Source organism: Paenibacillus agaridevorans, assembly GCF_018604145.1.
Classification (GTDB): domain Bacteria; phylum Bacillota; class Bacilli; order Paenibacillales; family Paenibacillaceae; genus Pristimantibacillus; species Pristimantibacillus agaridevorans.
The window spans coordinates 3,266,736-3,280,218 of the sequence record NZ_CP075889.1 but is presented as its reverse complement, the minus strand read 5'-3'; the positions used below and the strand labels follow the sequence as shown (position 1 = coordinate 3,280,218).

Sequence of the window (13,483 nt, the reverse complement as noted above, 5' to 3'; positions counted from 1 at the left end):
GCGCAAGAAGGAGATGGTTATGTTGAAAAAATTAAAGCTGGGTGTCGTGGGAGTAGGAAATATATTTAAATACGCTCACCTGCCGGCGTGGTCCGCCCATCCGGAGGTTGAAATCGTTGCTTTCTGTGACGTAAACGAGAGCGCTGCGGCGGCGATGGCTCGTGAACATGCGGTCGCCGGCGTATACACCGACTATCGTGAAATGCTTGCCGATAAAGAGATCGATATGGTGGATATAACGACTCCAAATCTGTTTCATTCCGAAGTTTCCATCGCAGCGCTTCATGCGGGCAAACATGTTTATTGCGAGAAGCCGGACGCCATCAATCCGGAGGAAGCGCAGAGAATGGCCGATGAAGCCAAGAAGAGCGGGAATGTTTTGATGGTTACCCGCAATAACCGGTTCCGCGCGGAATCGCGGTTTCTGAAAACCTATATCGAAAAAGGCCATATGGGAGACATCTACACGGGCCGCTGCGGCTGGCAAAGGCGCTGGGGCATTCCCGGCAGCGGCTGGTTTACCAATAAAACGTTATCCGGCGGCGGTCCTTTAATTGATTTGGGCATTCATTTTATCGATTTAAGCGTTTGGCTGATGGGCAGTCCAAAACCCGTTTCCGTTGTTGGAGCGGCTTACAGCAAGTTTGGCGACAAGCATCTTGAGCTGTCGCAACCGATGCAGCCGCCTTACAATCAAGCCGCATATAAAAACGACGTTGAGGATTTGGCTACGGGGTTTATTCGCTTTGATAACGGCGCTACGTTGCAAATCGAGTTTAGCTGGGCCTCCCATGTAGAGGAAGAGATGGCTTATCTGGAGCTGCGCGGCACGCAAGCGGGAGCGAAGCTTACCGATCGCGAATGCAAGCTGTTTACCGACATTGAGGGAATTCCTTGTGACATTACGCCCAGATTCCCTGCCGGCATTCATCCTCACGCGGAAAATATCAATCATTTTGTAGATTGCGTGCAGAGGCGAACCGAACCGATTATATTGCCCCAATTCGGAGTGGATATGGTCAAAATTTTAAGCGCGATTTATAAGTCTGCGGAAACGGGTTCGGAAGTTAAACTATAAACGGGAAGCGGGAGGCAAAGCCAATGATCAGAGTAACGGTATGGAACGAATATTATCATGAAAAGGTGGATCCCCGCGTTAGCCGCATCTATCCGGAGGGCATGCACCATGCCATCGCAAACGGGATAACGAGCGATAACATTGTTGTCAGAACGGCGACACAGGATCAGGAAGAGCATGGATTAACCCATGACGTATTGAGTCAAACGGATGTGTTGATCTGGTGGGGCCATATGCTGCAGGAAACCGTGGAGGACTCCATCGTCGATCGCGTGCATAAGAGGGTGCTGGAGGGGATGGGGCTGATCGTCCTGCATTCCGGTCATGTCTCCAAGCTGTTCCGCAAGCTGATGGGAACGGGCTGCGGCCTGTCATGGCGTATCGCGGACGAAAAGGAGCGGCTTTGGGTAGTCGATCCCGCGCATCCAATCACGGAAGGATTAGGAAAATATATTGAGCTGGAGCAGGAGGAAATGTATGGCGAACACTTCGATATTCCGGCGCCCGACGAATTAATATTTGTTAGCTGGTTCGAGGGAGGAGAAGTGTTCCGCAGCGGCTGCGCCTATCGCAGAAACAAAGGGAAAATCTTTTATTTCAGGCCGGGTCACGAAACCTACCCAACCTATCATAACAAGGACGTCTTGAAGGTGATTTCCAACGCGGTCAAGTGGGCAGCCCCGACGGCAGGAGCAGACACCGAGTACGGAGAACGGCTGATAGCATTGGAATCTATCAAAGGCAGGGGGGGCTAGCTGGATGCTGCCTATTAGCGGGTCATTGTATTATGTGGATGCATCGTTTGATCGGGATCGAATTGTTCGTGAATTGGATGCGCAGCAGGCTGCGGGATTTGATCTGATTTGGATAAACGGACCGGCGCTCTCGTTAGGATGGCTTTCGAAAGAGGGCTCTTACGATCCCGTTGCCAGCATCTTGGAGGAAGCGGCTTCTCGAAATATGAGAGTCATTCTTGAGGTGATGGCGAGAGAGGATTGGCATTTCCATTGGGATCTTGAATCCGATTTGAATACAAGCTTCCATATCATCGAGCATATAAACCGCAAGTATGGCGGACATCGTTCCTTTTACGGGTATTACTTGGGGAATGAAATTTATGTGGTGCAGGGCAAGGAACTGGATTACTGTCTAGGTCTGTGGAAGCAGGTGTGTCGATGGTGCCGGGAGCTTACCCCCGGTTGTAAAGTTGTGCTGTCCCCCTTTTTCGTAACCGATAGAGAAGAGGTGCTTGGCTATCCTTACGCGGAAACGGACGAATACGAAACGTTCTGGAACGGGATATTCGGCGAGGTCGATATCGACGCGCTGTTGCTTCAGGATTCCGGGGCGGAGCATTCCGCGTTCTTAAGCCTCGCGGAGCGGGAACCGTATTTTGCCGCCGTAGGGCGAGCATGCGCCGCGCATGGGGTAGAGTTATGGGGGAATGTGGAGCTGGCGGAAATCGACGTCGCGGACTTTGACGAGATGAAGCAGTTTCGAGGAGAGGATGGCGTTAACGGGCCCGGATTTCAGGATGCAAGATGGATTCAGGTGCCTGTTGCCAAGCTGCAAGCGAAGATGGAGCTGGCCAGCCGCTACGCGAATGTGCTTGTAAGCTGGGGGTATCAGCAGTTTGTAAGTCCTTGTTCAGGGAAAGCGGGTGCGAAGTCGTATGAGGAAGCTTTCCGCAAGCTGAATAAGACGGCTTCGGGTAGCTTACCGGGCTTATAGAGAGGGTGTAATCCGAATGACACTTGCGTTAACGGATTTTGGAGAAGCGCAATGGATCGGCTTTGACCGTTCCATGGTATCCAATCAGGAGGCGGCGTCCTATGTTTGCTTTCGCCATGAATTTCAATGGAAGCCGATGAATGAAGCGTTGCTGCATATTACGGCGGATTACCGCTACACGGTTTGGCTGAATGGACATTTTATCGGTCAGGGTCCTGTTCGCGGCTGGACGCAGGAATGGTTCTATGACACGTATGAGGTGGAAGCGTGGTTGCAGCCGGGGATCAATGCGATTGCCGTTCTGGTTCACGTTCTTCATACGTCCACCTTTCAATATATAGCCGGGATTCCAGGATTGCTGGCGCGAATATCCGGACGGTCCTTGTCCGGTGAGCCGCTCGAAGTTGTAAGCGGCCAAGATTGGAAGTGGCGGCGTCATTTCTCCTTTGGCAGTCCTACGCCTCGTATTTCTTCGCAGCAAGCCTACGCGGAGCATTATGACGCGGGGCTAGAGCTTCCTGGATGGAAGCTAGCGGGTTTTGTTGTCAATGAGGAATGGAGAGAGGCGCTGCCCCTTGGAATGGCGGGGTGTGAGCCTTGGATAAAGCTGCGTCCAAGAGATATCCCGCTGTTAACGGAGGACGAGGTGCATCCTGCGGGCATCAAGTCCTTCGGGACGGTTACGCTCCCTGAGCCCGCATGGAGTATGGATCTAAGGCAATGGCTGCTGCCCGGAGTCGTGAATGCCAGTCCGAATGCGGTATGCGGCTTGGTTGCGACAACGGTTAAGCTGGACCGTCCTATTTATGCGAGATTTTGTTTCCAGGACCGAACCTCGGGGATGAATGTGAAGCTTTATGTGGATGGCCAGCCCGTTACTTCGAGGGATGTATCCGGCAGTCATTGGAGCGGATTATACGACTATGAGGTTCATATGGATGAGGGAGAACATCTGCTGTCTTTTTTAATAGAAGGGACGGCTCACGACTATCATTTTCAAGTATCCTTTCACGAGATTGAGAGCGGCCGTTCCATTGCGCTGGAGCCGCGACTTCCCGGTATATCGGATGGTCGGTTTGTTTTCTTTGGAGCTTCCCTTTTGGAGGACTCGGCGAAGCCACGATCACTTGCCGCAGTGGGCTCATGGCAGCTGCTATTCGCTTTTGAAGGGATGCGGATTATTCCTCATGGGCAGGAACATATGTCCAATGTATTCCATCAAATGACGGATGCCGTAGTTCTCTCGAGGAGCTTGGGCGCGGATCAAGTTCAAGGGCTGTACAGCAGTTGCGGCGGAAACGCGGATTATACGCTTCTTCACGATCCCGGTGACGGGAAAGCGGTCAGGATCATCTATGAATTCGAACAGATGACGGCGGGGTGGATCGAGTTCGAGATCTGTGCGGAGGAAGGCGCTATTGTCGACGGTTATGGATTCGAAGCATACCAGGGCGGGAATATCGTTCATATGCACTCCATGCACAATACGCTGCGTTATGTAGCGCGCAAAGGCTGGCAGCGTTATCGTTCCTTTATCCAGAGAGGGTTCAGATATTGGGTGATTCAAGCTTCCAACTTAAGCGGAGATTTAAAGATCCGCTCTGTGCGCTGTATCCAGCGAACTTATCCCTCTCCCAGAATCGGCGGGTTCCGGTGCGAGGATGAAAGACTTAATCGAATTTTCGAGATGAGCCGGCGAACGGCGCAATTATGCAGCGATGACGCGTTTGTCGATTGTCCCACCTATGAGCAGGCGTTCTGGGTAGGAGACGCCTACGTGATGTCCGGGGTTCAGGCAACGTTAGCCGGGGCCGATCCGCTGGTGCGCAGAAGCTTGCGACTTGCGGCAGCTTCGATCAATCGATCCCCTGTTGTGGAATCGCAAGTACCAAGCGGATGGGAAAATGTACTCTCTACCTGGAGCTTTCTCTGGTCGATTGCTTGCGAGGAGTATTACGGCTACTGGGGCGACGCCGCATTCGCGGAGGAAATGTATCCGTCTCTTCTAAAGCAAATCAGATATTTCCGTGACGAATGCGTCGATGAAGGTACGGGCTTGATCCGTTCACCTTTCTGGAATTTACTCGATTGGGCGGCTATGGACTGTCCGGACGGCGCGATTGTCACCCATGTAAACGGCTGGTTTGCCGAGAGCTGTCGCAGGATCGCGCAATTAGCGGATCTTTTTGGCCATAAACAGGACGCGATGGAGCTTCGAGCGCTTCGGGCAACCATTATTGCAGGAATAAACGTTCATTTATGGAGCGGGGAGCGGCAAGCTTATGCGGATTGTATCCATAAGGATGGACGTTTGAGTTCGGTGTTTAGCGAGCAGACGAATTTGCTTTGTTATCTTCATGATATCGCTCTGCCGGAGCGGCAGTCGGCGCTTTTGTCTTACTTCGTACAGCCTCCTGACGACTTTATTCGTTGCGCAACCCCGTTTATGCGGTATTTTAAATTGCAGGCGCTCGAAAAAGCAGGCATGCTGAAACCGCTTGTTCAGGAAATTCAGGATACTTGGGGATATATGCTGGAGCAGGGAAGCACAACCTGCTGGGAGGATATGCCCGGTCGATGGTCCTCCGCTTATCCGACAAGGAGCTATTGTCACGGCTGGAGTGTAGCGCCTGCTCATTTCCTGCCGCGGATTATTCTCGGCATAACGCCAATCGAGGCCGGATTCAAAAAAGTGAGAATTGCGCCCCAGCCGATCGGGCTGCATTGGGCGGAGGGGAAGCTAAATACACCCGAAGGTTTAGTGGAAGTTCGCTGGATAAAAGGAGAACGCGAGTTTAAAGTGTATGTTCGTCTTCCACGGGGCGTTATCGGCGAAATCATTCTGCCGCCGGCACCATTGACGGCTGATGGAATCATCGTATCAGGATCCGGGACGCCCCCTTATTTAACGGCTGGCAAATGGACCATTTCCGTTCAGGATGAGGCATCTATTACGATTGATTCCTAGTAAACAAGCTGTATTAATTTACCATAGGGGCTGTCCAATAAGTCTCAAAAATAAAAAGTTGGGCGGAAGACATTTTGATTTCCATCCAGCTTTTTTGTGTACCTGTTTTTTTCAGGAAAGTGGAGAGGCGGATGCCTGTCACTTAAGATTCAACTCAAACGAGGTGTCCAGCATGCAGTTTACACTGGCTTTTTGAACATCCACGTTCGCCCAGGCTCGGGCCTGTTTGATGGAATGTGTTTGAATTTTATACACATTCGCCCAGGATAGGGCCTTATCGGTGGATTGTGTATGAATTTTCATACACGTTCGGCCAGGTGCGGGTCTGTTTGATGGATTGTGTATGAATTTTCATACACGTTCGGCCAGGTGCGGGGCTGTTTGGTGGATTGTGTATGAATTTTCATACACGTTCGGCCAGGCGCTGGCCTGTTTGATGGATTGTATATGAATTTTCGTACACGTTCGGCTAGGCGCTGGCCTGTTTGGTGGATTGTGTATTTTCGTACACCATTTCTTCGGGCAGCCAATTTTGTTGCATTTTTTATACATGTCTACCCATATCGAGCCATAAGGGCGACGGGGCGGCCCTAGAAGTGGATACTTCTCGGACAGCCTCTTTCTTATTTGATTGCCGAGCACGTTCGAGAAATACCTAAAAAAATGTACATTTAATTCGAAAGAAACGTCAACACGCGCGCCGAAGATGTTGATATAGTAAATTGGAGACAGGAAAGACAAAGAAACGGAGGGAAAACTCGTTGGTACTAAACCGGTTAGGGATTCTGACGGATGAAGTGTCGGATCGATTCGAGGAGGCGCTGGACTGGATTGCCGAGCAGGGCTTGAAGCATGTGGAGGTCCGGGTGGTTAACGGGCAAAATGCCGCAGACTTGAACGACGATCAACTGCGAGAGGTTCGCAAGCAGGTTGAGGGACGAGGGCTTTTTATTTCCGCTATCGCCTCGCCTTTATTTAAATGCAAGCTGGATCCTTCCAGGGAGGTTGCGGCGGGAGACACCTTCGGTCAAATAGAAGAAAGCGTGGATGCGCATTTCGCCAAGCTGGACCGCGTCATTGCGATTGCAAAGCTGCTGAACACGAATCGGATTCGTATTTTTTCTTTTTGGCGTGAAGCCGACCCGTCCTTGTATACGGGCGAAATCGTCCCTCATCTGCAGCGGGCGGCCAAGACAGCCGCAGAGCAAGGAGTTACGCTACTATTGGAAAATGAGCCTTCCTGCAATGGAGGTTATGCGGAGGAGGTCGCGCTTCTCGTTCGCGAAATCGCATCCCCTGCGCTTAGAGGTTTGTGGGATCCGGGCAACGAAGCGTATGCCGGTGGCGAGGCGTATCCTGCAGGTTATGCGGCCATGAAGGAGTATCTCGCTCACGTCCATCTAAAGGATGCCTATATCCGCGAAGATGGCACTGGACGTTGTGTTCCGCTCGGCTCCGGCAACGTAGCCGTTATCGAGCAGCTGAAAGCGCTTCAGGCTGATGGTTACGATGGCCTTTTTACGATAGAAACGCATTTTATTCCTGCAGGCGGGAGCAAGATGACGGGCACCTGCATGACGCTGGATGCGCTGCGCACCCTGCTTAAGGAGGCAGGGACAGAATGAAGACGTGGAATTTCGGGATCATCGGCTGCGGCTCGGTTGCCGACTTTCATATGGAGGCGATCCGCCAAATTGAAGGCGCAAGCTTGACGGTTGTTTCCAGCCGCAACGAGGATATAGCGAAGGCGACTGCCGAGCGGGAGGGCTGCGCTTGGACGACCGACTACCGGCAATTAATCCGCCGCGAGGACGTAGATATTGTTTGCGTGACAACGTCAAGCGGAAGCCACGCCCGCATCGGCCTGGATGTTCTTAACGCCGGCAAGCATGTAGTCATTGAGAAACCGATTGCGATGAGCGCGAATGATGCAGCCGAACTGGTCCGAACGGCCAAGGAGCGCGGCGTTACCCTATCCGTCATATCCCAGAGGCGTTTTGAAGTCCAGCATCAGGCAGTCAAGCGGGTGCTGGAGGAGGGCGCTCTCGGCAAGCTGTTGCTGGTCGAGATGTCGCTTCCCTTTTATCGCACGCAGGCGTATTACGACAGCGCGGACTGGCGAGGCACGATCTCGGAGGACGGCGGCGCCTTGATGAATCAAGGCATTCATAGCCTGGATCTTCTGCTTTGGTTCGCCGGGGGAGTTCGCTCCGTCTTCGGACAAGTCGCTACGCAGACGCATAAGATGGAGGCGGAAGATTTGGGGCTGGCGATTTTGCAGTTTGATAACGGAGCCTTCGGGACGATTATGGCTTCAACCAGCATTCAGCCCGGCTTTGCCGCAGCTATTAACCTGTACGGCGAGCTGGGCACGATTAAGCTGGAGGGCAATTCTATCGTTCATTGGACGGTCCCGGACAGGAACAAGCCGACCTGGATTCATTCGGACGCTTACGGCGGAGTAACTGATCCCAAAAGCATCCCATCCGACTTTCATCAAAGCCAGCTGATTGATATCATCTCCTCGATCGAAACGGGCGGAAGTCCGCTCGTTACCGGCGAGGATGGACTGCGGGCGGTACAACTGGTTGAGGCCATATACGAAAGCGCAGCAAAAGGCGTGCAACTGCTTTTGCCCAAGAGCTGACCTACGAATCGAATCGAGAGGAGCAAGAATATGAGTGAACAGCTTGCAGTACGGACAGAAACGGTAGACGCGTTGAAGGTTTCCGTATTTAAGGATCGAGGTGCGCTTGGCACGGCAGCCGGGATGGACGTTGCCGCCAAGATCAAGGAGCTGCTGTCCCGGAAAGCGGGCATCCGGATGATATTCGCGGCAGCCCCGTCGCAGAACGAGCTGCTGGAGCAGCTGGCGCGGGATAAGGAAATCGACTGGTCGCGCATTACGGCTTTTCATATGGATGAATATATCGGACTTCCGAATGATGCGCCTCAGAAATTCAGCCGTTTTCTGTGCGAACGGCTGTTTGACAAGGTAAAGCCGGGCGCGGTTCACCTGATCGACAGCTCAAATACGATTGACGGCGAATGCAGCCGATACGGCGGATTGCTGCAGGAAGCGCCGATCGATATTGTTTGCCTCGGCATCGGGGAGAACGGACATATTGCCTTTAACGATCCGCCTGTCGCCGATTTTAACGACCCGCTTGCAATTAAAGCGGTGGAGTTGGACGACGCCTGCCGCCAGCAGCAGGTAAATGACGGTTGTTTCCCGACATTCGAAGCGGTTCCGACTCATGCGCTGACGCTTACGATTCCCGCGCTGTTGTCGGGGGCTCACCTGTACTGCAGCGTCCCGGGACCGACGAAACGAAATGCGGTGGGCCGTACACTAAACGGGCCGGTCTCGACGGAATGCCCATCCACTAGTTTGCGGAACCATCCCGATTGCACTTTGTACGTGGACTATGACTCCTATGGAATCTCTTAATCGGCAGCAGGCGGTGAAGGCCGTCCACTACTCGACAGGAGAACCGGTATCGATCCGGATAGAGCGCGGATGTTTTGCTGCGATCGAATCGATAGCCGTGGAGAACAAGGAAGAGCTGCCGATTATCGCCCCGGGTCTCGTGGATCTGCAGATTAACGGGTACAGCGGATATGACTTTAACCAGTTGCCTATTCCGGAGGAAGCCATAAGCGAAGCGGTCCGCAAGCTATGGGAGCAAGGCGTCACTTCTTTTTATCCGACCGTCATTACGAACAGCGGCGAAGCGATCCAGGCGGCAATGGAAACAATCGCCCGCGCATGCGGACAGGATGCGGCAGCGGCCCGCGGCATTGCCGGCATTCATCTGGAGGGACCGTTTATCTCGCCGCATGACGGCGTCCGAGGCGCGCACGACCGCGATTATGTAAGGCCGCCGGATTGGGAACTTTTTAGCCGCTGGCAGGAGGCCTCCGGCGGACGGATACGGATTGTGACCCTCTCGCCCGAATGGCCGGAGAGCGTACCGTTTATCGAGCGCTGCGTGAAGCATGGAATAACGGTGTCGATCGGGCACACCTCCGCAACGGCTGAGCAAATTCAGGCTGCGGTCGAAGCCGGCGCGCGAATGTCGACGCATCTCGGCAACGGAGCCCATCTCATGTTGCCCCGCCATCCCAATTACATTTGGGAGCAGCTGGCGCAGGACCGCCTGTGGAGCTGCGTAATCGCTGACGGCTTTCACTTGCCGGATCAGGTGTTAAAAGTCGTGCTCAAGGTGAAGGGAGAGCAAGCGATGCTGGTCAGCGACGCGGTCTCTCTAAGCGGTTTGCCGGGCGGTGCTTACACGACCCCTGTAGGAGGGGAAGTGGTGCTGACGCCGGAGGGCAAGCTTCATCTCGCCCGCAATGAGCAAATTTTGGCCGGTTCGGCGCAAATGCTGCTGTGGGGCATCGAGCATCTAACGAATCGGGGGCTCGCCGAATTGGCGGAAGCCTGGGACATGGCGTCTGTAAGGCCGGCGGGCTTCATGAAGCTGTCCGCGGCTGTAGGTTTGGCCGCAGGCGCCCCGGCCGACTTCGTTCTCTACCGAAGGGACGGCGAACGGATCCGACTAGAGCAAACCTTTAAATCCGGCGAATTGGTGTTTCATGGATCGTAAAAGTTGCAGGAGGGAAATCGATGAAATTTGCAGCGTTTAGCGGAGTTTTTATAGACCATAGCATTCAGGAGGCAATGCAGTTGACGAAGCGGCTTGGCATGGACGGTATCGAAATCGCCGTGCGCGAGCCGCACCTGTCTCCTGAGACGAGCCTGCCGCGCGTAAAGGAAATGAAAACGCTGGCGGACAGCCTGGGCTTGGAGATTCCGGCTCTGGCCGGATATATGGGCGGTTTCTCTACGGCAAGCGATATAGAAGCCGAGAAGGCATTTGACGATTTCAAGCGGATGCTTCCCATTGCAGACGAGCTTGGCGCCTCTATGATCCGCGTGATGCCGGGCGGACCGAACGCCTTTCTCGCCCATGATTATCACTTTGCCAAAGCGGCTCACTGGCTGGATAAGTGCGCAGCGGAAGCCGAAGCGTTGGACATCAGGATTGTATTGGAAATCCATAACCTGTCGCTGGTAGAGACCGTAGATAGCAGCCTGCGCCTACTCGGCCTGCTGAAACACGATAATGTCGGCATGATTCACGATGCCGGTAATATGTACATTACCGATACGGATTACGGTCGCAATTCGGTCGACAAGCTGGGCAAACATTTATTTCACGTGCATGTCAAGGACGAACGGCGGATCGAAAAAGCCGGCGAGCCTGGCACCTTCGTAAACTTGACCCATCGGGGCGAGGAAAGCTTTCTGCAAAGCCGCCTGGGAGAAGGAGAAGCCGATCATCAGCCTCTGTTCGACGCGCTTCTCGACAAGGGCTACAAGGATTGGGTTACGCTGGAATGTCATGCGCCGTTTCCAGCCTACGAACGGCTGGAGCACGATTTACGTTTTATAAAAAAAATGCTGGGCCGCATGTCCCGCTGAAAACAGATTGTTATCCTCAGCCGTTTGAAATATGCTAGCTATAAGAGGCACTATAATTGAGTGTTCAAAAAGTTCGTTTTCGACTGGTGGTATGGATATGGAGATGCCTTATTTTCAAAGCAAGGATATGCTCAGCAAGGACTTTCCCTTTAAAATCATACGCCACACGAACATGGAGCTTAAGCAGCCCCTGCATGTCCACGAATATGTGCAGATTGCTTATGTGCTTGGAGGGGTATGCAATCATCAGCTGCGCGGCAAGTCGCTCATGGTCAACCGAGGCGATATATTTATCATTCTGCCCGGCATTGAGCACAGCTTAAGCGCGATTGAGGACAAACCATTTGAAATCGTGCTTCTCGATTTCATGCCTTTTTTGGTGCGGGAGGAGCTGAAGCCGTTCGCCGAGACGCTGCAGCCTTTTTTTCAGCAATCCCGGCATGAGGACACGGCTGCCTTGCATCAGCCCTGGCTGCACATCGACAATAGCAAACAGCCGCTCGTCGAGCAGCTTCTGCAGGATATTCAGGACGAGCTTGAGCATCGCGAGGCCGGATACGAATACTCTGTCCGCACCAGCCTCATTAAGCTGCTGATTTTAATTGACCGAGAATACCGCAGATTGTGGAGAAAGCCGGCCAGCAGGCCTGCGCTCGCCGACCAGCATCCAATCGATGAGGTCAAGCGGTACGTCTATAACAATTACAGCCAGGATATCCCGCTGGAGCACGGCGCTCTTATTGCCAATATGGCGCCTGCCTACTTCAGTCATATGTTCAAGAAGGAGACGGGGCAGACGTTTATCGATTTTATGAATGAGGTTCGAATCGAACGGGCGATGGAGCTTATTCGGAGGGATTCGCATACGATTACTCAAATCGGCTTCCAGGTAGGTTTTCATCATTTGAGCCATTTTATTCGGACCTTTAAGAAACGTACGGGAATTACGCCCACGGAATACAAAAAAACCTTTGGACATAACCCATAAATTGATCTCATGACGAGAAGAGGAGCTTACCTATGACGAATAAAGCATTAAAGGTAGGAATTATCGGGCAAGGGCGCAGCGGACGCAACATTCATGGCAATCTTCTTGTCCAGATTTCCGAGTATTACACAATCGCGGCGGTAGCCGATTCCATGCCCGAGCGCCAGGAGCTTGCAAGGCAAGAGTATGGCTGTAACGCCTACGCGAGTTGGGAGGAAATGGTTCAAAACGAGGAGCTTGATCTCGTTGTTAACGCATCGCCAAGCCATCAGCATTTCTCGATTTCGTTGGAATTGCTAAATCGCGGGTTTAATGTTCTATGCGAGAAGCCGCTTGCCAAGACGGCGGAAGAAGTCGACAAATTAATCGAAGCCTCCGAGCGTTCCGGCAAATTAATAGCGATCTTCCAGCAATCCCGTTATCAGCATGCGTTTACGAAGATCCGTGAAGTCATCGAGTCCGGCGTGCTTGGACGCATTGTACAAGTAAATTTTACGCTTAACGGCTTCGCCCGCCGCTGGGATTGGCAGACGCTGCAGAGCAACAACGGCGGAAATTTGCTCAATACGGGTCCGCATCCCGTTGATCAAGCGCTGCAACTGTTCGGAACGGATATCATGCCGCAAGTGACATGTATAATGGATCGCGCGAACACATTCGGCGACGCGGAGGACTATGTCAAGCTCATAATGAGAGGCCAAGGACGTCCGACGATCGACCTTGAAATTTCCTCATGCTGTACTTACGGTCGCGAGCCATTCAACATTCAAGGCACGAACGGCGGCCTTCGCGGCACGGCGCAGCAATTGGAATGGAAATATTTCAAGCCGGAAGAGGCTCCCGAGCAGCAACTGATCAAGGAACCTCTGTTCGACAAGAACGGTTTTCCCGCCTATTGCAACGAAACGTTAATCTGGCATGAGGACAGCTGGAGCTTAGCGCTGGAAGAGGGCAAAACACCGTTTGAGGATATGACGGAAAAGGTCTACATGATGCTGTATCGATCGATTACCGAGGGGGCGGAGCTGGAAATTACGCCTCAGCAGGTCCGCCAGCAAATGATGGTCATGGAAGAGTGCCGCCGTCAAAATCCGCAAATTTACGGATAATTAGCCATTTATAATCCCTTTATTCACGAAAGCGACAAACATTTTTGACAGAATGATGAGGGTTGGTTTGAGGAACCGCAAATCATGGGCACAATATGGTAACCTATAGAAGTGAATTTAC

The 13,483-nt window shown here is 52.8% G+C and carries 11 protein-coding genes; all 11 read left to right on the top strand.

What is annotated here, in order from left to right:
• The first annotated feature begins 19 nt into the window (after window positions 1-19).
• Window positions 20-1,078 carry a Gfo/Idh/MocA family protein gene (locus KJW29_RS14020; RefSeq protein ID WP_214630231.1) on the top strand — a complete coding sequence of 353 codons (1,059 nt, stop codon included), beginning with the start codon at window positions 20-22 and terminating at the stop codon, window positions 1,076-1,078.
• A gap of 23 nt (window positions 1,079-1,101) precedes the next feature.
• Window positions 1,102-1,833 carry a ThuA domain-containing protein gene (locus KJW29_RS14015; protein WP_214630230.1) on the top strand — a complete coding sequence of 244 codons (732 nt, stop codon included), beginning with the start codon at window positions 1,102-1,104 and terminating at the stop codon, window positions 1,831-1,833.
• A gap of 4 nt (window positions 1,834-1,837) precedes the next feature.
• Window positions 1,838-2,809, top strand: a complete 972-nt coding sequence (locus KJW29_RS14010; protein ID WP_214630229.1) for a DUF4434 domain-containing protein — start codon at window positions 1,838-1,840, stop codon at window positions 2,807-2,809.
• 16 nt (window positions 2,810-2,825) lie between these two features.
• Window positions 2,826-5,777 (top strand): alpha-L-rhamnosidase-related protein, encoded by a 2,952-nt coding sequence (locus KJW29_RS14005; RefSeq protein ID WP_214630228.1) that lies wholly within the window; start codon window positions 2,826-2,828, stop codon window positions 5,775-5,777.
• Between the two features lie 761 nt (window positions 5,778-6,538).
• Window positions 6,539-7,402: a sugar phosphate isomerase/epimerase family protein gene (locus KJW29_RS14000; protein WP_214630227.1), complete on the top strand. Its 864-nt coding sequence runs from the start codon at window positions 6,539-6,541 to the stop codon at window positions 7,400-7,402.
• Window positions 7,399-8,424: a Gfo/Idh/MocA family protein gene (locus tag KJW29_RS13995; RefSeq protein ID WP_108993303.1), complete on the top strand. Its 1,026-nt coding sequence runs from the start codon at window positions 7,399-7,401 to the stop codon at window positions 8,422-8,424. The genes KJW29_RS14000 and KJW29_RS13995 overlap by 4 nt, the downstream gene beginning before the upstream one ends.
• Window positions 8,425-8,454: 30 nt before the next feature.
• On the top strand, window positions 8,455-9,228 hold the full coding sequence (locus KJW29_RS13990) for a glucosamine-6-phosphate deaminase (protein WP_214630226.1): 774 nt from the start codon (window positions 8,455-8,457) through the stop codon (window positions 9,226-9,228).
• Window positions 9,215-10,387 (top strand): N-acetylglucosamine-6-phosphate deacetylase, encoded by a 1,173-nt coding sequence (locus tag KJW29_RS13985; protein WP_214630225.1) that lies wholly within the window; start codon window positions 9,215-9,217, stop codon window positions 10,385-10,387. The genes KJW29_RS13990 and KJW29_RS13985 overlap by 14 nt, the downstream gene beginning before the upstream one ends.
• 20 nt (window positions 10,388-10,407) lie before the next feature.
• Window positions 10,408-11,265 carry a sugar phosphate isomerase/epimerase family protein gene (locus KJW29_RS13980; protein WP_214630224.1) on the top strand — a complete coding sequence of 286 codons (858 nt, stop codon included), beginning with the start codon at window positions 10,408-10,410 and terminating at the stop codon, window positions 11,263-11,265.
• 97 nt (window positions 11,266-11,362) lie between these two features.
• Window positions 11,363-12,253, top strand: a complete 891-nt coding sequence (locus KJW29_RS13975) for a helix-turn-helix transcriptional regulator (protein ID WP_179215536.1) — start codon at window positions 11,363-11,365, stop codon at window positions 12,251-12,253.
• Window positions 12,254-12,285: 32 nt separating this feature from the next.
• Window positions 12,286-13,362, top strand: coding sequence for a Gfo/Idh/MocA family protein (locus KJW29_RS13970; RefSeq protein ID WP_214630223.1), 1,077 nt, complete (start codon window positions 12,286-12,288; stop codon window positions 13,360-13,362).
• Window positions 13,363-13,483 lie beyond the last annotated feature (121 nt).